We start from the raw sequence: 21,144 nt of genomic DNA, 5'->3' as shown, positions 1-21,144 counted from the left end.
CCGAATCCTCCCCAAAAGGCCTTGACGGGACCGCCTCCCCCTTCTAGCGTCAGGACAAGCGGTTTTAGAAAACGGAAGCGCACCGACGCGGGAATCGAGCGGACATGGCTGTCGGGAACATCGTGATCGTGGGCGGCGGGCTGGCCGGCGCCACCGCCGCCAGAACATTGCGGACGGAGGGCTTCAGCGGTCCGGTGGTGCTGGTGGCCGCCGAGTCCCACCAGCCGTACCTGCGCCCGCCGCTGTCCAAGGAGTACCTGCTGGGCAAGGCCGGCGACGACGCCCTGCCTGTGGTGCCCGAGGACTGGTACGACGCGAACGACGTCGACGTCCGGCTCGGCGTCCAGGTCACGGCGGTGGACCCGGCCGCCCGGGCTGTGGTTCTGGATGACGGGCGGCGGCTGGAGTACGGCTCGCTCCTGCTTGCCACGGGAGCGCGGCCCAGGACCATCCCGCTGCCCGGCAGCGGTCTCGAGGGCGTCAGCACGTTCCGGACGGTCGAGGACAGCCGGCGCCTGCACGCCCGCCTTGCCGGCGGCGGCTTGCACGTGGTCATGGTCGGGTCCGGCTGGATCGGGATGGAACTGGCCGCTGCCGCCAGCACTTTTGGAAACACCGTCACCCTGATGGGGCTGGAGGACGTGCCGCTGGGCGCGGCGATTGGCCCGGACCTGGGCGGTTTCTTCCGCGGGCTGCACGAGGCCCACGGGGTACGGTTCAGGCTTCCGGCGTCCGCTGCCGAGATTCAGGGGTGGTTTGGTCGGGCGACGGCAGTGGTCACCGACTCGGGCGAAGTCCTGCCCGCCGACCTCGTGGTCATCGCCGTCGGCGTTGTGCCGGAGGTCGGGTTGGCCGAGGCGGCCGGGCTCGGGATCCGCAACGGCATCCTCACCGACGCGTCGCTGCGGACCTCGGCGCCCGGGATCTTCGCCGCAGGCGACGTCGCCAACGCCCTGCACCCGTTCACCGGGGAACACCACCGCAGCGAGCACTGGTCCAATGCCCTGAATGGGGGCAAGGTGGCAGCCAAAGCGATGCTCGGCCTCGACGCCACGCTGGAGACCATCCCGTACTTCTACACGGACCAGTACGACGTCAGCATGGAGTACTCGGGCTTCCCGACGCTCGTTGCCGGCCCGCCGGTCATCCGCGGCTCGCTTGCGGACAAGGAGTTCATTGCCTTCTGGCAGCGCGAAGGCCAGGTGATCGCCGGAATGAATGTCAACTGGCCCCGCGCCGCCAAGCCGCAGAAGGCGATCAAGGCGCTCATCAACGCCCGCACCGCCGTGAGCCCGGACCTGCTTGCCGACTCCTCGGTACCCCTGGATCAGCTCCTGGATTAGCTTCTGGATCAGCTCCTGCCGGAAGCCTGACGGGCGGCCTCGCGCGCGACCGTTCCGGCGGTCTGGATGCTGGACTCATGCCCGGCCATGCCGGCCTGGCGGCCCCGCGCGTAGGCGCCCGGCAACGCCGCGAGCAGGGCATCGACGTCGGCGTCGGTTGAGGAATGCCCGAGCGTAAATCGCTGCGCCCCCCTCGCCGTGTCCTCGTTCAGGCCCATCGCCAGCAGCACATGGGAGGGCCTCGGAACACCAGCGGTGCAGGCGGAGCCCGTGGAGGATTCGACGCCGGCGAGGTCCAGCAGGAACAGCAGCGAGTCCCCTTCGCAGCCGGGGAACGTGAAATGCGCATTGCCCGGCAACCGCCCGGGGCCCGGGGCGCCCCGCAGGACGGCTTCGGGGACGGCCGCACGGACCCCCTCAATCAGCCGGTCCCGAAGGGCCGCGATCCTGGCGGCTTCCTCGGGGAGTTTCGCGGCAACGGCCTCGGCGGCCGCGGCAAACGCGGCGATCGAGGCGGTGTCCAGCGTCCCGGAGCGGACGTCGCGTTCCTGCCCGCCGCCGTGCTGGACCGGGGTCAGCTTCACCGCCCGGCCCAGGATCAGCGCGCCCACGCCGACCGGTCCGCCGATCTTGTGCCCGGAGACGGACATGGCGTCCAGGCCCGTCCCGCGGAAGTCAACGGGCAGGGAGCCGAAGGCCTGGACGGCGTCGGAGTGGACGGGTACGCCGGCGGCGTGTGCCAGTTCCACAACCCGGGCGACGGGCTGGATGGTGCCGACCTCGTTGTTGGCCCACATGACGCTCACCAGTGCGATCGAGCCCGGATCCCGGGACAGCTCGGCTTCGAGCACGGCCAGGTCCACGACGCCCGCGTCATCCACGGGGAGCCAGCACACGTCAGCGCCTTCATGCCGTTCGAGCCATTCAACGGTGTCCAGCACCGCGTGGTGTTCGACGGCGGAACAGAGGATGCGGGTCCGCGCCGGGTCCTCGGCACGGCGGGCCCAGTACAGGCCCTTGACCGCCAGGTTGTCCGCCTCGGTCCCGCCGGAGGTGAAGATGACCTCCGAGGGATGGGCGCCGGCGGCCGCCGCGAGTACTTCCCGCGCGTCCTCCACGGAGCGCCGGGCACGGCGGCCCGATCCATGCAGCGAGGACGGGTTGCCGGTCCGGGCCAGTTCGCGCGTCAGCGCGGCCAGCGCTTCCGGGGCGAGGGTGGTGGTGGCGGCGTGATCGAGGTAGACAGGCACAGCCCAATTCTACCTGCGCGCGCCCGGGCCGCCGCGGTGCCAGGGCGAAGGCACAGTGTCAGGGCGAAGGCACCGGCCGGAGGCACAGTGAAGGGCACAGTGAAGCACCCGGGGCTGGTGTACATTCAAGCGGTGAAAGCGCCACTCTGCCTTGTGCTGGCCACCTTGTTCTGGTCCGGCAATTTCGTCGTCGGACAGGCCGCCAGAGCCTCAATGACACCGCTGGACCTGACCTTCTGGCGCTGGAGCCTGGCCGCCGTGCCGCTGCTGATCCTGGCCCACCTCATCGAACGGCCCGACTGGGGCGCGGTGCTGCGCCGCTGGCCCGTGCTTCTGCTGCTGAGTGTCCTGGGCATGAGCGGCTACACACTGCTGCTCTACGGCGCGCTCGGATTCACGTCCGCGATGAACGCCTCGCTGGTGACGGCCGCAAACCCGGCCCTCATTGTGGTCATGGCGATCGTCCTGCTCGGTGAGAAGACCACACGGCTGGGCTGGCTCGGCATCTGCCTTGGCCTGCTGGGTGTGCTGCTGGTCCTGACCCAGGGCGAGCTGGCCCGCGTGGTCGGCCTCGCCATCAACACCGGTGAGCTCATGATGATTGGCGCGATCATCGTCTGGGGCTTCTACACCATCGTTGCCCGCCGGCTGGATGTGCCGCCCATCGCGGCCACAGCGGTGCAGGTGGTGATCGCAACCGTGACGCTGGCGCCGTTTGCTCTCGCCATGAACGTGCGGTTTCCCGATACCGCGGCCGAAGGCTGGTCGATGGCGTATATCGCCCTGTTCCCGTCCCTTGGTTCCTATCTCCTCTGGAACTTGGCGCTGAAAACCACCCCGTCCGGGACCGCCGGAAACTACCTCAACCTGATGGTGGTCTTCACCGCGATCATCACCGTGCTGTTCGGGACCCCGCTCACCCTCGTGCAGATCGCAGGCGGCCTCCTGGTGATCGCCGGCGTGCTGCTGACCGGAATCAAGGGCCAGGCCCGCAACGCCGGCCACCCCAGCGGCAGGGCCCAAGCCGGGCCGGCCGCCGCCGCTTCAGGCAGGCAGGCTCACGCAGGCAGTCCGGTCACGATGGACGAATACGGGCACAGCACTGCCCGGGCCGCGCGCCGCCCTGCTCCCTGAGATCTTCGATGGCGAGCGCTTCGATCCGGCCCGGTTCGACCCCCAGGGCCATTGAGGCCCCGCCGAGAAAGGCTCCGTTCATGGCACACACCACGTCTGCGTGCCCGGCGGCGAGGCGATGGAACGGGCAGTTCAGCAGCACCAGTCCCCCGCCGCCGTCGTCCGCCGGGCAATAGCCCTGCCCCGCCAGGAAGTCCTCGAACGGGCCGGCGCCATCGGGGCTGCCGGCGGAGTCCGCAGGCCCCGCCCCGGTGGCCCCCGCCGGCTCGCGGCCGGCTGCGCGGGCTGCCGACTCACCCGCCGACTGCCCCCTCGCGCGGGCAGCCCGAAGCAGGGCCTCCCGCGGCGAACCGCCGCCGCTGGTTGCGTCCTCGATCGCGGACACCAGCAGCTCGGCGGCGAGATCATAGTGGCGATCGGGCACCGAGGCCGCGACCTCATCCACGGCGGCCCGGTACAGCTTGGCGGGCCGGCCGGACCCCGGGCCCTCCCGCCCTCCGAGCTTGCGGAACTCCACAGCCAGCAGCCCGTCTTTCACGAGCCGGTCCAGATGGAACGAGGCAGTGCTCCGCGCCAGGCCCACGGCCTGCGCGGCATCGTCCCGGCCAACGGCATCTGCCGCTGAGGCGACGAAGTCAAACAGCCTCCTGCGGCTCTCGTCTCCCAGCGACGCGACCGCCGCCAGCCTGTGGTTCCACGGAAGCTTGGTCATGACACAAGAATATCTCTAAAAACAAGAATCATTGCTTAATCCCTGCGGGGCCCTCTAAAATCAAAATATCTATTTTTAGAAGGAGCAATGCCATGAAAGTTTCCCCAGCCCTCGCCAATCCCGCACAGCAGCTCACGGCGGACCGTCAGGCCTTCCTGCTGCTGCGGACCGTCTTTACGGTTGCGCCGATCCTGTTCGGCCTGGACAAGTTCACGAACCTCTTGACCGACTGGACGATGTACCTGGCGCCCGTGGTGACCCAGGTGGTCCCGCTGCCGGCCCAGACGATCATGTACATCGTTGGCGTGGTGGAAATCGTCGCCGGCGTGGCGGTGGCGCTGCGCCCGCGCTTCGGATCGGTGCTCGTGGCCGCCTGGCTGCTGGGCATCATCATCAACCTGATCGTCCTCGGCGGCTTCTACGATGTCGCTCTGCGTGACTTCGGGCTGCTCGTGGGTGCCCTGGCGCTGAACAGGCTGTCCCCGCGCAAGGCCGTGCCGGCCGCGACGCCAGGCAGCTAGGCCAGACGGCGGGTCCCGGCAACTGGTCCCGGCAGCTGGGCGAAGACGCCGGGCCACGCCACTACGCCAGGACGCAGACGGCCCGCGGAACGACCTCAATGGTCATCGGGAGCGCCCCGATCCGCTCGCCGTCGGCGTAAGCCACGATATTGCCGGCAGACAGTTCCACGGTGCGGACCCGGCGAAGCTGCACGGCGGGGTGGCCCACGTGCTTGCCGGCAAAGACCTTGGGAAACACGGCCAGCAGCCGGGTCCGGGACAGCCGGTTGACAATGAAGAGGTCCAGGTAGCCGTCATCAAGGGCGGCTCCCGGGACGATCCTCATCCCGCCGCCGATCGACTGGCCGTTGGCGACGGAAATCAGCATGGCGCCCTGCTGCCACTTCTCGCCGTCGGCCGTCACCGTGTAATCGATGGCCCGGAACGACGCCAGTTCCCGCAGCATGGCGAGCTGGTAGCGGATCTTGCCGCGCGGCCAGCGCCAGTCATTGGCCCGCTCATTGACTGCGGCATCGAACCCGGCCGAGACCACGCCCGCAAACAAGCGGGAGGATCCTCCGGCGGTGATCCTGCCGGCGTCAATCAACCGGCCGCCGCCGGCCAAAGACTCCAGGGCCCGTTCACAGGCCGCCGGGAGGTCGTGCAGCGGCAGGCCCAGCGAACGGGCCGTGTCGTTACCCGTCCCGGCGGGAATGATGCCCAGCGGAACCCGCCGGCGGGCACCGGCACCTGCTCCGGCACCTGCACCTGCACCTGCTATCGCGTTAAGCCCGAGGTGGACCATGCCGTCGCCGCCCACCACCACGAGGGCATCCACGCCCGACTCCAGCGCATCCTCAACTGCCTGCGCGAGCCCGGCATAACTGTCCGCGCACAGCAGCAGGACCTCCGCTCCGGCTGCACGGAAGTAAGCCGCCGCGTCCTTGCCGGCGTGCCGCGCCCGGCCAAAGGATGCGCGCGGGTTGACGGCGACGGCGATCAGCATGCGCTGAATTATGCCAGCCGCCGGGAACCATCCCTGTGCACGCAGTCGTTATTCCTCCAGCCGGTTAAACTGGGCACGCCGGACGCCCACGAACGGTCCGGCATTCCCACCGCCGGCACCATCAACGAAAAGGATCTCTGTTTGACGCAGGGCAGCAGCTCGCATTACCAGGTCCTCGGGATCCCCGTGACGGCGACGGAGAAGGACATCAAAGTCGCGTACCGCAAGGCCGCCCGGACCGCCCACCCGGACCATGGCGGCGACCCTGCAGCGTTTCGGCGCGTCACGCTCGCGTACGAGACCCTCATCGACACCAAGCGCCGCGCGGACTACGACCGCTCCTACGGCAGCGCACCCGGCGGCGCGTATTCGTCTTCCGCCGGCGATGAGGGCGCCCACTTCGACGCGCCCGCCGCGGGCAGCCGGGCCTCCGCCAACGTGCGCCGGCCGAACACGCCGCGGAATACGGCCGCAGATCCACCCGTCTACGTTCCCCCGTTCGAGCAGTTTGACGGCGGGTCGGCAGTGCCGCTGATTCCCGCCAGCGTGGCCCGGCAGCAGGTCCACGGCATGCCCCGCAAACGCGGCATCTTCGGCGCCGAAGCCCGGATCCAACGCGAGATGCGCACCGTGCAGCTCATCAGCAGGCAGATCCTGACCACCATCCCGGCGGCGCGCCTTGTCAACGGGCTGCAGTCCCCGGCGGACAACAGCCACATCGACCACGCGGTCCTTGCCGGGTACCGTCTCGCGATCGTCGGATCCATGCTCCTGCCGCCGGGTGCCTATGCATGGAACGGCAGCACGTTGACCCACGGCGGACGCTCCGTCGCCCCGCCCCAGCTGGGCCACATCGTGCGCCGGATGCAGGACATATTTCCCGAGCTCAATGTCACCGGCTGGATTGTCGTCCACAGCACGGACGGCAATCTGCATCAACCGGTCATCGACCGGCACCGCCGCGCCCCCGGCGGCCAGGGAAGCGGGTACGGGGAAGGCTCGGGCCTTGTCGAGGTGGTCAACGCCGCGGGCCTGGCCCGCGGCCTGAAGTTGTTCCTCGGCTCGGGACCGGCGCCCAACACCGTCAACGTTCCCGTGCTGGCCCGCCTGCTGCGCGGAATGCACTAGATTCCGCCCAGGCGCTCCCCTGCGCCCCGGGGTAGGGAAGGCCCGAGGCGCGTTCGACGCCGGCGGCTCGCTAGGATGGGACGGTGTTCCGCATCCTCTTCCACACCCCAGAAATCCCCGGCAATACGGGAAACGCCATCAGGCTGGCTGCCATTACGGGGGCCGAACTGCATCTGGTGGAGCCCCTGGGCTTTGACTTCTCCGACGCCAAACTCCGGCGGGCGGGCCTTGATTACCACGACCTCGCCGTCGTGACCGTCCACCCGGACATCGACGCGGCGTGGGCCGCTCTCGAGCCGGAACGGGTATTTGCCTTCACCTCCGACGGCGAGACCACGTACACAGACATCCGCTACCGTGCCGGCGACGTCCTCCTGTTTGGTCCTGAATCCGTAGGCCTGCCCGAGGAAGTCAAACACAGTCCCCGGGTGACGTCCCGGGTGCGCCTGCCGATGCTCCCAGCCCTCCGGTCACTGAACCTGGCCAACGCGGCATCCATCGCCGTCTACGAGGCGTGGCGCCAGAACGGGTTTGCAGGGGCCAAGTTGTAGCGGTCCGCCGCGAAGGCCCGCCAGGACGTGCGGCGGCCCCCCGGGCGGCCCGCGGGAAAGAATTCCCGCGCAGCACGCCCATCCAGATGCCGGGGCGCACCGAATCACTTCTGAAGGTGGACACCAATCCGCCCACTCACATTGTGTCTACCGGGCATTGTGCGGAGAAACGGAAGGGAGCGAGGAGCGGCAGGTGAGAACAGTACATCTGGACAGATCCTCTGCCCGCGTGGCAGGGGCCGGCCCCTCGCCGCATGCCGCACCGATTGGCCCGCGTTGGGCTGCAAGCGCCCTATGCTTGGGAGTGATGGAAACTCCGAATGCCCCGAACCCCGAGGCCGCCGCACCGGCGGACACCTCAGCCGACATCAACGGCCGGCTCAGCAGCCTGCTGGCACTGATTGCCCAGGGCGACCAGACGGCGTTCGCGGAATTTTACAGCCTCACCTCCAGGCGCGTCTTCGGCATGGCACGCCGGGTCCTGATCGATACCGAACTCAGTGAGGACACCACCCAGGAAGTCTTCCTGCAGGTCTGGCAGAACGCTGCCAAATTCAATCCCGCCGCCGGCAGTCCGCTCGCCTGGCTCATGACGATCTCGCACCGACGCGCCGTTGACAAGGTCCGGTCCTCGCAGTCCGCCACCGACCGCGAAGCCAGATACGGTGCCAGCAGCCAGGAGATCGACCACGATTCCGTCTCGGACGAAGTCGGCAGCCGGCTCGAGGCCGAGGCCGTGGTCCGGTGCATGGAGACGCTGACCGATACGCAGCAGGAGTCCGTCCGGCTGGCGTACTACGGCGGCCTCACCTACCGGGAAGTGGCCGAGCGGCTGAATGCCGCGGTACCTACCATCAAGTCCCGCATCCGCGATGGACTCATCCGACTGAAGACCTGCTTGGGGGTGAGCTGAATTGACCGATATGAACGCACATGAGAACAACAACCGCCTCCCCGGCGGCTTCACCGCCGAGATCGCCACCGACCTGTCGTCCGGCCGCGTGGTGGACCTTGCCGAGGTCTATGCCCTCAACGCCGTGGACGACGCCGAACGCGCCGCAATCGAGCAGTTCCTCGCCTCCGCACCGGCAGCAGACAGGGCTGCCTTTAACGAGCGGGTCCGGCAGGCCCGGGAGACCCTGGCCACCAGCTTCACCGCAGAGGAAGAGCCTCCGCCCGGGCTGCTGGACCGGATCATGTCATCCTTGCCTGCGCAGACGGCAGAGCAGGCCGCAGCGCAGTCCCCCGCCGCAGTGCCGCTTCCCGGCACGGGTCCGCAAGCGACGCCGGTGCTGCCGCATCCGGGACGTGACGGCTCCGCGCTGCCCGCCACCGACGAACTCGGTGCGGCCCGCCAGCGCAGGGAAGAGCGCCGCCGCCCGCAGGGCATGCGGAACTGGCTTATCGGCGTCGCCGCAGCAGCCGTGATCGCCCTGGGCGGTGTGGGCGTCGGAGCCTACGTGGCCAACCAGAACGATCCCCTAAATCAGGTGATGCAGGCCAGCGACGTCCGCCAGGCTACTGTCGACGTCAACGGCGGCGGCACCGCCACCGTGTCGATTTCCCCGTCCAAGGATGCCGCCGTCGTCAAAATGAACGGCGTCCCGGCCCCGCCCGTGGGCAAGGTCTACCAGATGTGGCTGATCCCCAAGGACGGCTCGGCCCCGGTCTCGCAGGGCCTCATGGACGCTGAAGCCCTGTCCAAGCCCGCGGTGGTCAAGGGCATCGGTTCCGCGGCCGCGCTGGGCATCACCGTGGAGCCCGAAGGCGGATCCGCGTCGCCTACCCTGCCGACCGTCGCCGCCGCACCGCTGGACGCCTAGCCGCCCGCACACACAAAGCCGCCCGGGCCTTGACTCCTTCCGTAGAAGGACTCAAGGCCCGGGCGGCTTTGTGTTGTGGCCGGCGGACGTCCCGGCAAGCCGGCTTCCCGCCCGGCTAAATGACCAGCGAGAGTAGCATGACCAGGCCGAAGCTCACCACGGAGATCAGGGTTTCCATGACGGACCAGGTCTTGAAGGTCTGGCCCACAGTGAGTCCGAACAGCTCCTTGACGAGCCAGAACCCGGCGTCGTTCACGTGCGAGAAGAACAGCGAGCCCGCGCCGATCGCGAGGGCCAGGAGGGCGGCGTGCGTCGGCGACAGCGAGCTGGCCAGCGGTGCCACGATGCCGGCGGCCGTCACGGTGGCGACGGTGGCTGAGCCTGTCGCCAGGCGCAGGGCAACGGCCACGATGAAGCCGAGCACAAGCACGGACATGTTGGTCCCCTCGGCCCAGGCCTTCACCGAGTCACCCACACCGGCACCAATCAGCGTCTGCTTGAAGCCGCCGCCTGCGCCGACAATCAGGATGATCCCCGCGATCGGGCCCAGGCTGGCAGCGATCTTGCTCGTAATCTTGGCGCCGTTGAGGCCCACGGCGTAGCCGAAGGTCACCATGGCCAGCAGGACGGCCAGGGTCATCGCCACCAGCGGCTGCCCGACGAAGTCGAAGAACATCCGGATCGCGGGGGCCGTCTTGGGGTCCGGCCAGATGATGTCCACAACGGCCCTGAGCAGCATGAGGACCACCGGGAAGATGATGGTCAACAGCGTGACGGTGAAGTTCGGCGGGCGCTTGACGCCCTCCATGTCCGCGCCGTGCACGGTATCGACGCCGCCGGCGACGGCGGGGGCACCCACCGGGACCCACCGGGCCGCCAGGCGGGAGAAGAGCGGGCCGCAGATAATCACCGTGGGGACGGCGATGAGGATGCCGAGGGCCAGTGTGGTGCCCAGTTCAGCCTTGACGGCGCTGATCGCGATCAGCGGTCCCGGGTGCGGCGGCACCAGCCCGTGCAGCACGGACAGGCCGGCCAGCGCCGGGATGGCGATGCGCATCAGGGGCATCTTGGAGCGCTGCGTGACCAGGACGATCACCGGCAGCAGCAGGACGAGACCGATCTCGAAGAACATCGGCAGGCCGATGATCACGGCTACGAGCGTGATGGACCAGACCAGCTTGTTTCCGGTGGCCTTTGCCAGGAGGGTGTCGACCACCCGGTTCGCGCCGCCGGAGTCCGCGAGCAGCTTGCCCAGCATCGCGCCGAGGGCGACCAACAGACCGACTTCCTTCAGGACGCCGCCCACGCCGTCCTCGAAGTTGATGATCACCTTGGCCGGTTCCACACCGGCAGCGAGGCCGACGAATCCTGACCCCAGAATCAGGGCCAGGAAGGGGTGGAACTTGAATTTGGCGATCAGGACCACGAGCAGGGCGATGCCCAGACCCGCGATGATCAGTAGTTGGGTATTGACGCCGGTCCCGGCCTCAACGGCAGCCGGAAGCTGCATTGCTATCAGTGATTTCACAAAAAATTCCTTGGTCGCGGCGAAACGCGGGAAGGCTCAGGGCCTGGCGTCGGCGGCGTCGAGATTAAGTCGGGTGATGATTTCCTGTGCTTCTTCCGCCGGCGTTGCGGAGACGGACAGGGAGATGAAGTTTTCGTCTGCCGTGGGGGCTTCGAGCGCGTCGAACTGGGACTCCAGCAGGGCCGGGGGCATGAAGTGCCCGTGGCGGGAGGCCAGCCGGTCGGAGATCTTGTCCCGTGATCCCTCGAGGAACACGAAAACCACCCCTTCGCCGCGCAGAACGTCCCGGTAGCGCTTCTTCAGCGCCGAACAGGTCACGACGCCGGGATTCCCGGCGCCGGTGTGGGCCCGGATCCAGTCCGCAATGCTTTCGAGCCAGGGCCACCGGTCCTCGTCGGTCAGCGGCTGTCCTGCGTGCATCTTTGCCACGTTTGATTCGGGGTGCAGGTCGTCGCCCTCGGCCAGGTCCCAGCCCAGCCTGCCGGCCAGAAGTCCCGCGACAGTTGATTTGCCGGATCCGGAGACGCCCATGATCACAAGAACGGGGTGTTGCGCAGTCTTCGCCATCAAAGTCTGCCTTCCATCAATAAATATGATTTAAACAGAGGCCAGCATATGGCAGAGGTTGTGCTGCAGCAACACTAGAAACCGGCGATGGTCCCCTGGCCGTTGACTGTTACGACATGGAACGCCTCGGCGCTGCGCCCGGCGGGAAGTCCGGCGCGGGCCCCGGTGCCGAGCATGAGGCCGCGGACCGTGCGCTCCATGGCGTCGACGTCGGGGTGCTGGCTGACGTGGATGTGGATGGCGGCCAGCTTGCTCTCCACATGCCCGGTGACGTCCACGAAGTGGTTTTCGCGCTCTTCCGGCCCGGCGAAGAGCCACAGCCAGGGCAATTTGTAGGCCTCCAGCCCGGACTCGGCCAGTTCCGGGTATGCGAACGGGTTTTCCAGCGCGGGGTACACGGCGCGGGTCACCGCCTCCCCCACGGCGAGATGATCCGGATGGCTCTTCTGTATCCGGTTCCAGTTGCGTTCCGGATGCATGGAGAGCACGACGTCGGGCCGGAGCTGCCGGATCAGGCGCACCACCTCGCGCATCACCTCATGCGAGGGTTCGAGGTAGCCGTCACGCTGGTGCAGGTAATGGATGTCTGTGACGCCGACCAGGGCGGCGGCGCGCTGCTGCTCCGCAACGCGCAGCCGCACAATTTCCTCGCGCTGCTCCGGATCAAAGCCGCCGGCGTCGCCGTCGGTCATGATGCAGTAGCTGACCTGGACTCCGGCGGCGGTCCAGGCTGCAACCGTGCCGGCTGCGCCGAAATCGATGTCGTCCGGGTGGGCCGTGAAACAAAGCACCCGCTCAATCCGGGTGGTCTCCGGGTCGAACGGGCTTTGTGCCGGGACGGCGGTGCTCATGCGGTCAGCCTCTGCGCTTCTTGATTTCGGCGGTGGCCTGCGGCAGGACCTGGAAGAGGTCGCCCACAATGCCGAAGTCCGCGATCTCGAAAACCGGCGATTCGGCGTCCTTGTTCACGGCCACGATCACCTTCGCGGTCTGCATGCCTGCCTTCTGCTGGATGGCTCCGGAAATGCCCGCGGAGATGTAGAGCTGCGGTGCGACGGTCTTGCCGGTCTGGCCGATCTGCGCGTCGTGGCCGATCCAGCCGGCGTCCGTGGCCGCCCGCGAGGCTCCGATGGCTGCGCCGAGGGCGTCGGCGAGTTCCTCCAGCGGACCAAAGTTGCCGTCCACGCCACGGCCGCCGGCCACGACGATCCGTGCCTCGGACAGATCGGGGCGTCCGCTGGCAGGCTTGTCGGTGCGCGCCGTAACCCGCGCGGCAGCCGCAGTCACGTCAGGAACCTGGACAGTGATGCTCTCCGGCGCCGTGCCGGTGACTGCGGGCTCGGGCGTGATGCTGTTGGGCTTCACGGTCAGCACGGAAACGGGTGTCACCGCCTTCGCGGCGCTGGTGTAGGACCCGGCCAGGACCGACTTGTGCGCCGTTCCGTCGGGATCCACGGCTACGACGTCGGTGATGACGCCGGCGCCGAGCCTGATGCCGAGCCGGGCGGCGATTTCCTTGCCCTCGGCCGAGTTCTCGGCCAGGACCACGCCCGCACCGGCGGCGGCGGCGGCCGCGGCCAGGAATGCCGCCTTGGGTCCGACGAGGTAGTCGTCGAGGTCCGTGGCGGACGGGCGGTACAGTGCCTGGGCGCCGTACGCGGCCAGGGTCGAGGCGGCGTCGTCGTGCAGTTCGCCGTTGACGGCGGCGACGGTCTCGCCCAGGGACCGGGCGATGGTGAGCAGTTCCAGGCTCGACTTCTTCAGCGCCGCACCGGGGTTGTCGATGAAAACGAGTACTTTTGCCATGTTCGGATAATCCCCTTTAGAGCAGCTTCTGGGCGGCCAGGAACTCGACCAGCTGGATGCCGGCGTCGCCTTCGTCGGTAATGATGGTGCCGGCCGTCCGCGGCGGGCGGGCCTCTGCGGTCTCGACTGCGGTCCAGGAACCGGACTGGCCCACCTGGGCGGCGTCCACGCCGATGTCGGCAAGGCTCAAGGTGGTGATGGTTTTCTTCTTCGCCGCCATGATGCCCTTGAAGTTCGGGTACCGCGGATCATTGATCTGGTCGGTGACGGAAACGACGGCCGGGAGTGTGGCCTCGATGGTGTCCGCGTGGGTGTCGCCGTCGCGGCGGGCGGTGAGCTTGCCGGCGTCGAGCTCGAGGGACGCGGCGAAGGTGACCTGCGGGAGGCCCAGCCGCTCAGCGAGCTGTGCCGGGACCAGCGAGGTCTCGCCGTCCGTGGAGGCCATTCCGGTGAGGATGAGGTCCGCGGGGACATCCGCGCCCAGGTGGCGGATCGCGGCGGCCAGCGCCAGCGACGTGGCCGCGGCATCCGAACCGGCCAGGGCCTCATCGCTGAGGTGCACGCCTTCCGTGGCGCCGATCTGGAGGGACTTCTTCACCGCATTGACTGCCCCGGCCGGGCCCATGCTCAGCGCAATGACCTTATTGCCGGCCGCTTCTCCGCCGCGGGCCTCGGTCAGCTGCAGCGCAGCTTCCAGGGCGTATTCATCCAGTTCGGACAGGATGCTTTCGGAGCGGTCCACCGTGTTGGCCTCACCTGTGAGGTGGCGGTCGAACTGCGTATCCGGGACGTGCTTGACCAGCACAATGATTTTCAGAGTTTCTTCCACTGTGTCTACAGCAGCCTTCCATGCGGGTGGACAGCCGCCCCTGACGGGGTCATGGCCACGGAATGCCCGGCAGCCGGGCTGTTCCTAGCTAACCATATAGCCGCCGGGCAGCGCGGCCAGGGTTAAGGTCTGTGTCAGTGAACTGGCCCGGGACGGCAAAGGCCGGGCCGCACCTTTTCGGTGCCGCCCGGCCTGTTTGCTGCTGCCTTGATTTACAGCTGCGCTGTTTGCTTTCGCCCAGCTCTACTGCTCGGCTGCGGCGCCGAGCGTCACGTCGACGTCCTTGAGCTGGCCACCGCGCAGCACCGTCACCTTGACCGTGGCCCCGGCGGCCTGTTCCCGCACCGCCGCGGTGAGCTGGTTGGGATCGCTGATGGTCAGGTTCTGGAACTTCGTCACGACGTCGCCGACCTTGATGCCGGCCTTGTCTGCGGCCGAGCCGGACTCGACGGTCGCGACCTCCGCGCCCACCGAGAACCCGGAGGAGGACGAGCCTGCGGCCTTGGGCTTCACGCTGACGCCGAACTGCCCGTGGGTGGCTTTGCCGGCGCTGATGATCTCCTGGGCCACGCGCTTGGCGTTGTTGATGGGGATGCTGAAGCCCACGCCGATGTTGCCGCTGCTGCTTCCGCTGGCCGCGTCGCCGCCGGCGGAGGCGATCGCGACGTTGACGCCAATGATTTCGCCCTTGGTGTTCACCAGCGCGCCGCCGGAGTTACCCGGGTTGATGGCCGCGTCCGTCTGGATGACGTTGATCGAGATGGATCCCTGATCCGCGGTGCTCGGAGTCTCGCCGCCGCCGGGGGGCGCGAACTGGAAGCCCTGGTCACCGCCCTGGGAGTTGTCCGCACCGCCCTTCGGCGCAGCCGAGGATGCCACGCTGATGGTCCGGTTCAGGGTTGAGACGATGCCGTCCGTGACTGTGCCGGTAAGTCCCAGCGGCGATCCAATGGCGACGGCGGTGTCACCGACGTTCAGCTTGCCCGAGTCACCGAGAGTTGCCGGGACCAGTCCCGAGGGGTTGTCGATCTTGATCACGGCGAGGTCGGAAAGCGGGTCGGTACCGACGATCTTCGCGGAGTAGACCTTGCCGTCGCTCGTCCGGACCTCCATGGTGGCGTTCGCGGCCTTGCCGTCGAGCGTCACCACGTGGGTGTTGGTCAGCACATGGCCCTGGGTGTCGAGGATGATCCCGCTGCCGGTGCCGCCGTCGCTGCCGCTGGTCGCTTTGATGGTCACCACACTGGGGGAAGCCTTGAGCGCGGCGGCGCTGATGGCGTTGACGTCTTCCCTGTTGTTGACGATCACCGGACCGGCCTGGCTCGTGTTGCTCGCGGCGGACGGGGAAAGGCGATCGCCCAGCAGGGCGTTGCTGCCGGCCACCACGCCGCCGCCGATCAGGCCGGCGGCCACGATGCTGGCCACGAGGGTGGGGACGCCGAATGCCGCCTTGCGTTTGGGGGCGTGCGCCGGGTCGTTCGCAAAGCCGGGGCCGGAAGGGTAGGACGGACCCGGCTGCGGCTGGCCGCCGTAAGGGTTGGCGCCGTAGTGGGCCTGGCCGTACTGGGTTTGCGGCGACTGCCCGTACGGGGTTTGCTGGGACTGGCCGTAGGGCGGGTGGCCGGGCTGGGCGGGCTGGCCCTGGCCGGACTGGGAGAACCCGCCGTACGGGCCGGTTTGCTGGGCCGGGGCGCCGATCTGCTGGGTATCCGCGGCGGAGGGCTGTTGCTGCTGGTACACCGGACGCGGCGCGCCGTCCTCGGCGCGGTCCAGCCGGAGGGTCGGGTTCTCGGGCGCCGGGCTTCCGACTACTGAGTTTTCGGACGTCGTGCTTTCGGATGCCGGACTTCCCGGTGCCGCCTCAGGCGCGCGGCCGGCATGCGGCTGCTCCGGCGAGCCCTCCCGCACTCCCGCCGGTTCCTGGTTCTGTTGTGTCGGCTCCGGTGACACACCCGGCACTGGGTTCTCAGTCATGAGACTTCCTTTCGTCCTCGTCTGCCTATAACTATGAACGCTCAGGCTGACACTAGAGCGGACATTTGCTGGGAGGTTCCTGAACGGACTGTTTGCGGCCTGCGGGCCCGTGTTTCCCAGTTTAAGCCCGTTTCGCTGGTGGCATATTCCCCTAGGTGGACTGCCTTTTGGGTGCACCATAGAATCAAATGGAAATGCCACAGCGACCTGCGGCTTTACATCTGCGTGGGGGCGCTGCTGCTTTCTGTGACGGCTGGTTCGACCGAACCGGTCCCAGAAGTGCTGAAGGGTTGCACATGCGGTCTAAGTTGAATCGTTTCCTCGCCGTACTTGGCGTCGCTGGATTGTTGGCGCTCCCCGCCGCTCCGGCCCTGGCCGAAGATCCGGTGACCATTCCGTCCGGGCAGAACATCGTGGACAGTGCGAACGTGCTCGGCAGCCGCAAGGCCGAAGTCCAGGACGCCATCCAGAAGCTCCTCAAGGACCACAAGTACAACCTCTACGTCATCACGGCAAAGACGTTCGAGAATCCGGCCGAACCCAAGGCGTGGGCCCAGGCCGTCGCGACCAACAAGGGCATGGGCAAGGCCGACGTCATCCTGACCATGTCCGACGACGGCAAGTACTACTTCTCCCCCAGCTCGGCCAGCGCCATCTATCCCAAGACGTCCACCATCGTCCAGAACGCCATCGTGCCGAACCTGGCCGGCGGAAAGCGCGACTTCGCCCAGGCAGCCATTGATACGGCCGCTGCGGTGGGCGACGCGGCGGGCGGCGGCAGCGGAACGGTGCCGTCCGGCGCCGGAGCGGGCAGCGCCGTCCTCGTGGGAGTCGGCGTCGTGGCTGTGGGCGGTGCGGGAACGTACCTGTACCTGCGCAGCCGCCGGAAGAAGGCCCTGCAAAGTTCGGGGGCGTCAGCCGGGGCCCAGGGCGGGCAGCCGGACCCGCTGGCGGGGCTCAGCGTGGCCGAGCTGCGCCGGAAGAGCGATTCGCTGCTGATCGAGGCCGATGACGCCATCAAGTCCAGCGAGCAGGAGCTGGGATTCGCCCAGGCCCAATACGGGGACGCCGCGGTGGGCAATTTCACCAAGGCTCTGCAGGAGGCCAAGGGCCACATGACGGAATCGTTCAAGCTGCAGCAGCAGCTTGACGACCACATCCCCGACACCGAGGAGCAGCAACGGAGCTGGCTCGTTGAAATCATAGGCCGCTCCGAAGCCGCGCTGGCATCGCTGCAGGAACAGAAAGCCGATTTCGATTCCCTCCGGGAGCTGGAAAAGAACGCCCCGCAGGCCCTCGCCGCCGTCGGCGCCGGCGCCGCGGACGCCCAGGCAAAGCTTGCCGCCGCCGAACAGTCACTGACCGATCTGCGGGCCAAGTACGCCGAGAGCGCCCTGGTCCAGGTCGCGGACAACATCAAACAGGCCAAGGAACGTCTCGATTTCGTGCAGAACGCCTCCACGGCGGCGCAGGAAAAGCTCGCCGCGGGTGAAAGCAGCCTCGCCGCGGTCGCCGTCCGCGCCGCCGAGGAAAGCCTGCACCAGACGAACGTGCTGATCGGCGCCATCACCAAGGTGGCCGGCAGCCTCGACGGGGCACGCAACAGCCTGGAAGCCGCCGTCGTCGATACCGCGCAGGACCTGGCCCAGGCGAAGGCGATGATCCAGTCCGGCGCCCATCCGGAACTTGCCGGCCCCGTGGCTGCGGCGGAAGCCGCGCTCGCCCAGGTCAAAACGGAAATCCAGGGCGGCAAGATTGATCCGATCGCGACGCTGGAACGGGTCGTCACGGCCCACCAGGCACTCGACCAGTCCCTGGCCGGAATCCGCGACCAGCAGGACCAGGCGCGCCGGGCCCAGGCCTCACTGCAGCAGAGCATCATGTCGGCCCAGGCCCAGATCAGCGCGACGTCGGACTACATCACCGCCCGCCGCGGCGGCGTAGGCACCGACGCGCGCACACGCCTGGCGGAAGCCCAGCGGAACCTGGACTATGCGCTCTCCATTTCCCGCACCGACCCCGTCACGGCCTTGCAGTACGCACAGCAGGCCTACGCGCTGGCGGCACAGGCCGCGCAGCTGGCCCAGTCCGACGTCGACCAATTCGGCGGCTACGCCAACCAGGGCCAAGGCTACGGTCGGGGCGGCATGTTCGGCGGCAGCGGCGGGGGCGGCCTCGGCGGCGCGATCCTCGGCGGAATCCTCATCAACTCGATCCTCCACGGCGGAGGCGGCGGAGGCTGGGGCGGCGGCGGAGGCGGCTGGGGCGGCGGAGGCGGCGATGACTCCGGCGGCGGCTGGGGCGGCGGCGACTTTGGCGGCGGCGGAGACTTCGGTGGCGGGGACTCCGGAAGTTTCTAGCCTGTTCGCCACCCCGCAGGGGACACAGTGGGAAAGCAGTAGCAGGAAACTCGACAGACCACGCGCCGGCCGCACGGGCCCGGACAGCGGATAGATGCGATACATCATCGATCACTGGAATCAGTGAGACAACGGAGCAGGACGAAAGGTAACACCATGGTTAAGCAGTCCATTTTCGGCCGCATGGCGCAGCTGGCGAAGGCAAACATCAATTCGCTGCTGGACCAGGCCGAAGATCCGCAGAAAATGCTGGACCAGATGGTCCGTGACTACACGAACAACATCGCGGAGGCGGAGTCCGCCGTGGCCCAGACCATCGGCAACCTGCGCATGCTCCAGGACGACTACAACGAGGACGTCCGCAACGCCCAGGACTGGGGCAGAAAGGCCCTCGCAGCCTCGCGCAAGGCCGACGAATACCGGGCGAAGGGCGACGTCGGCGATGCCGAGAAGTTCGACAACCTGGCCAAGGTGGCCCTGCAGCGCCAGATGGGTTCCGAGAACGAGGCCAAGGCCGCCGAGCCGAGCATCGCGTCCCAGACCGAGGTGGTGGACAAGCTCAAGCACGGCCTCGACCAGATGAAGGGCAAGCTCAACGAACTGACCAGCAAGCGCAATGAGCTGGTGGCCCGGTCCAAGACCGTGCAGGCCCAGAGCCAGGTCCACGACGCCCTCAAGAGCATCAACATCATGGACCCCACCTCCGAGGTGGGCCGCTTCGAACAGAAGATCCGCCGCGAGGAAGCCAAGGTCCGCGGCCAGCAGGAGCTCGCCGAGTCGAGCCTGGACGCCCAGTTCAATTCGCTGGAAGATCTTGGCGAGCAGACCGAGATCGAAGCCCGGCTGGCAGCGCTGAAGTCCGGCGGCGCCCCCGCTGCCATCGGCACCGGCGAAAAGAGCGCCGAGTCCGGTTCCACGGTCGAGGAGGCCGACTTCGACAAGCTCTGACCCGCCGGTCCGGCGCTTCCGCAGGACTGCTGCACGCTTCGGGCCCGGGGCCGGGCTCCGGCGGACGAACCTGACACCTCAGGATCGCCCGCCGGGGCCCGGCCCCCGTTATGCCCTGCATGGCCCCATGTCTCACCGCACAGGCGCCCGCGGCGGCGGGCGCGCGTGTACCGTGGATCCATGTCTGCGACCCTTGTGTGGCTCCGTGATGACCTCCGGCTGGATGACAATCCGGCTCTGGCGGAGGCCGCTGCCCTGCACCAACCCCTGACCGTCGTCTATGTCCTGGATGAGGAGTCGCCCGGCATCCGGCCGCTGGGTGGCGCGGTGAAGTGGTGGCTCCACCATTCCCTGGCCGGCCTGGCCGCCGCGCTGGAGGCCACTGGCTCGCGGCTGGTGCTCCGCCGCGGCCCCGCCGCCCGGGTCATCCAGGACCTCGCGGTGGAAACGTCGGCAGACGCCCTGCTGTGGAACCGCCGCTACGGCGGCCCTGAACGCGCCGTCGACGCCGGCCTGAAGAGCTGGGCCGGCGGGGAGGGCCTCAACGCCACGAGCTTCCAGGCGAACCTCATGTTCGAGCCCTGGACCGTGCGCACCGGCGGCGGGGGCCCCTACAAGGTCTTCACGCCGTTCTGGAAGGCCTGCCTGGCCGGTGCCGAGCCCCGGCAGCCGCTGGCTGCTCCGGACCAGCTGCCGGGCCCTGCACGCACCCAGAGCGGCGGCCTGCCGGCGAGCGAACCGCTCGAAAGCTGGGGCCTGCTCCCCCGGAGCCCGGACTGGAGCCCGGGGCTGGCCGACACCTGGACGCCGGGAGAAGCCGGCGCCCTCAGCCGCCTCGAGGACTTCGTGGACGGCCCGGCCGCAGAATACGGCACCGGCCGCGACGTCCCGGGCGTCGAGGGCACCAGCCGGCTCTCCCCGCATCTGCGCTTTGGCGAAATCAGCCCCTTCCGGATCTGGCACACGCTGCGCCACAGCTTTGCGGCGGGGGCGCCGGCCGACGTCGGGATCTTCCGTTCCGAACTTGGCTGGCGGGAATTCTGCTGGCAACTGCTGTACGAGAATCCGGATCTGGCGACACAGAACTACCGGCCGGAGTTCGACCGCTTCGAATGGCAGCCGGCGTCGGGCGACGAGCTCCAGGCCTGGCAGCAGGGCCGTACGGGCTACCCGATGGTGGACGCGGGCATGCGCCAGCTCTGGCAGACGGGCTGGATGCACAACCGCGTGCGGATGGCGGCCGCGTCCTTCCTGGTGAAGAACCTGCTGGCCGACTGGCGGCTGGGCGAGGCCTGGTTCTGGGACACGCTGGTGGACGCCGATGCCGCGAGCAATCCGGCCAACTGGCAGTGGGTGGCGGGCTCGGGTGCCGACGCGTCGCCGTACTTCCGGATCTTCAACCCGGTCACGCAGAGCAAGAAGTTCGACGCCGCCGGTCGTTACCTGCGCGGGTACATTCCCGAGCTCGCCGCGCTGGATGACAAAACCGTCCACGAGCCCTGGAAGGCCGACAGCGCCGCCCCCGGCTACCCCGCACCGATCGTGGACCTTGCCGAGTCCCGGGCGCGGGCGCTGGCAACCTATCAGCGGCTCAAGGACGGCTGAGAGCCGGCACGGGGGCGCCGCCGGCGTTGCCCGCCACCGCGGACTTAAAACGAAAGGTCCGGAACACTGTTTCCAGTGTT

19 protein-coding genes are annotated in these 21,144 nt (G+C 68.3%); 10 read left to right on the top strand and 9 right to left on the bottom strand.

Annotation, left to right across the window (positions count from 1 at the left end; all coding sequences use genetic code 11):
• The first annotated feature begins 104 nt into the window (after nucleotides 1–104).
• The gene (locus AC1DBX_RS04845) at nucleotides 105–1,343 is read left to right on the top strand and encodes an NAD(P)/FAD-dependent oxidoreductase (RefSeq protein WP_476931189.1); all 1,239 of its coding nucleotides are present in this window, start codon (nucleotides 105–107) and stop codon (nucleotides 1,341–1,343) included.
• Between the two features lie 8 nt (nucleotides 1,344–1,351).
• Here the strand turns inward: AC1DBX_RS04845 and AC1DBX_RS04840 are convergent, their stop codons facing one another.
• A complete protein-coding gene (locus tag AC1DBX_RS04840; RefSeq protein WP_476931188.1) occupies nucleotides 1,352–2,593 on the bottom strand; it encodes a cysteine desulfurase family protein in 1,242 nt (413 codons plus the stop codon).
• A 132-nt stretch (nucleotides 2,594–2,725) separates the two neighbouring features.
• Between AC1DBX_RS04840 and AC1DBX_RS04835 the strand changes: the two genes are divergently transcribed.
• Nucleotides 2,726–3,727 (top strand): DMT family transporter, encoded by a 1,002-nt coding sequence (locus AC1DBX_RS04835; RefSeq protein WP_476931187.1) that lies wholly within the window; start codon nucleotides 2,726–2,728, stop codon nucleotides 3,725–3,727.
• On the opposite strand, the gene AC1DBX_RS04830 is transcribed toward AC1DBX_RS04835, so the two are convergent.
• The gene (locus AC1DBX_RS04830; RefSeq protein WP_476931186.1) at nucleotides 3,669–4,439 is read right to left on the bottom strand and encodes a helix-turn-helix transcriptional regulator; all 771 of its coding nucleotides are present in this window, start codon (nucleotides 4,437–4,439) and stop codon (nucleotides 3,669–3,671) included. The genes AC1DBX_RS04835 and AC1DBX_RS04830 overlap by 59 nt on opposite strands.
• Nucleotides 4,440–4,531: 92 nt before the next feature.
• On the opposite strand from AC1DBX_RS04830, the gene AC1DBX_RS04825 reads away from it, so the two are divergent.
• Nucleotides 4,532–4,960: a hypothetical protein gene (locus tag AC1DBX_RS04825; protein ID WP_476856673.1), complete on the top strand. Its 429-nt coding sequence runs from the start codon at nucleotides 4,532–4,534 to the stop codon at nucleotides 4,958–4,960.
• Nucleotides 4,961–5,021: 61 nt separating this feature from the next.
• Here AC1DBX_RS04825 and AC1DBX_RS04820 read toward each other — a convergent pair whose 3' ends face one another.
• A complete protein-coding gene (locus AC1DBX_RS04820; protein WP_476931185.1) occupies nucleotides 5,022–5,945 on the bottom strand; it encodes a diacylglycerol/lipid kinase family protein in 924 nt (307 codons plus the stop codon).
• Nucleotides 5,946–6,086: 141 nt separating this feature from the next.
• On the opposite strand from AC1DBX_RS04820, the gene AC1DBX_RS04815 reads away from it, so the two are divergent.
• The 4 genes from AC1DBX_RS04815 to AC1DBX_RS04800 all read left to right on the top strand — a co-directional run bounded on the left by AC1DBX_RS04815 (nucleotide 6,087) and on the right by AC1DBX_RS04800 (nucleotide 9,447).
• Nucleotides 6,087–7,073, top strand: coding sequence for a J domain-containing protein (locus AC1DBX_RS04815; RefSeq protein WP_476931184.1), 987 nt, complete (start codon nucleotides 6,087–6,089; stop codon nucleotides 7,071–7,073).
• An 83-nt stretch (nucleotides 7,074–7,156) separates the two neighbouring features.
• Nucleotides 7,157–7,624: a tRNA (cytidine(34)-2'-O)-methyltransferase gene (locus AC1DBX_RS04810; protein ID WP_026538402.1), complete on the top strand. Its 468-nt coding sequence runs from the start codon at nucleotides 7,157–7,159 to the stop codon at nucleotides 7,622–7,624.
• A 307-nt stretch (nucleotides 7,625–7,931) separates the two neighbouring features.
• The gene (gene sigK / locus AC1DBX_RS04805) at nucleotides 7,932–8,537 is read left to right on the top strand and encodes an ECF RNA polymerase sigma factor SigK (RefSeq protein ID WP_223913940.1); all 606 of its coding nucleotides are present in this window, start codon (nucleotides 7,932–7,934) and stop codon (nucleotides 8,535–8,537) included.
• A gap of 10 nt (nucleotides 8,538–8,547) precedes the next feature.
• Nucleotides 8,548–9,447, top strand: a complete 900-nt coding sequence (locus AC1DBX_RS04800; protein WP_476931183.1) for an anti-sigma factor — start codon at nucleotides 8,548–8,550, stop codon at nucleotides 9,445–9,447.
• A 115-nt stretch (nucleotides 9,448–9,562) separates the two neighbouring features.
• On the opposite strand, the gene AC1DBX_RS04795 is transcribed toward AC1DBX_RS04800, so the two are convergent.
• From AC1DBX_RS04795 to AC1DBX_RS04770, 6 genes are all read right to left on the bottom strand, one after another.
• Complete coding sequence (locus tag AC1DBX_RS04795) at nucleotides 9,563–10,957, bottom strand: GntT/GntP/DsdX family permease (protein ID WP_223913985.1); 1,395 nt, start codon at nucleotides 10,955–10,957, stop codon at nucleotides 9,563–9,565.
• 54 nt (nucleotides 10,958–11,011) lie between these two features.
• Nucleotides 11,012–11,542, bottom strand: coding sequence for a gluconokinase (locus AC1DBX_RS04790; RefSeq protein WP_028277966.1), 531 nt, complete (start codon nucleotides 11,540–11,542; stop codon nucleotides 11,012–11,014).
• A gap of 74 nt (nucleotides 11,543–11,616) precedes the next feature.
• The gene (locus tag AC1DBX_RS04785; RefSeq protein ID WP_476931182.1) at nucleotides 11,617–12,393 is read right to left on the bottom strand and encodes a PIG-L deacetylase family protein; all 777 of its coding nucleotides are present in this window, start codon (nucleotides 12,391–12,393) and stop codon (nucleotides 11,617–11,619) included.
• A 4-nt stretch (nucleotides 12,394–12,397) separates the two neighbouring features.
• Nucleotides 12,398–13,348, bottom strand: a complete 951-nt coding sequence (locus tag AC1DBX_RS04780; protein WP_223913937.1) for an electron transfer flavoprotein subunit alpha/FixB family protein — start codon at nucleotides 13,346–13,348, stop codon at nucleotides 12,398–12,400.
• A gap of 16 nt (nucleotides 13,349–13,364) precedes the next feature.
• A complete protein-coding gene (locus AC1DBX_RS04775) occupies nucleotides 13,365–14,165 on the bottom strand; it encodes an electron transfer flavoprotein subunit beta/FixA family protein (protein ID WP_476931282.1) in 801 nt (266 codons plus the stop codon).
• A gap of 255 nt (nucleotides 14,166–14,420) precedes the next feature.
• Complete coding sequence (locus AC1DBX_RS04770; protein WP_476848767.1) at nucleotides 14,421–16,151, bottom strand: S1C family serine protease; 1,731 nt, start codon at nucleotides 16,149–16,151, stop codon at nucleotides 14,421–14,423.
• Nucleotides 16,152–16,447: 296 nt separating this feature from the next.
• On the opposite strand from AC1DBX_RS04770, the gene AC1DBX_RS04765 reads away from it, so the two are divergent.
• From AC1DBX_RS04765 to AC1DBX_RS04755, 3 genes are all read left to right on the top strand, one after another.
• Complete coding sequence (locus AC1DBX_RS04765) at nucleotides 16,448–18,511, top strand: TPM domain-containing protein (RefSeq protein WP_476931181.1); 2,064 nt, start codon at nucleotides 16,448–16,450, stop codon at nucleotides 18,509–18,511.
• Nucleotides 18,512–18,667: 156 nt separating this feature from the next.
• A complete protein-coding gene (locus AC1DBX_RS04760) occupies nucleotides 18,668–19,459 on the top strand; it encodes a PspA/IM30 family protein (protein WP_223913934.1) in 792 nt (263 codons plus the stop codon).
• 180 nt (nucleotides 19,460–19,639) lie between these two features.
• A complete protein-coding gene (locus AC1DBX_RS04755; protein ID WP_476931180.1) occupies nucleotides 19,640–21,064 on the top strand; it encodes a cryptochrome/photolyase family protein in 1,425 nt (474 codons plus the stop codon).
• Nucleotides 21,065–21,144: the final 80 nt, after the last annotated feature.

The organism is Arthrobacter sp. 10N44_2 (assembly GCF_056394385.1).
This window is presented reverse-complemented; position numbering and strand designations above follow the sequence as displayed.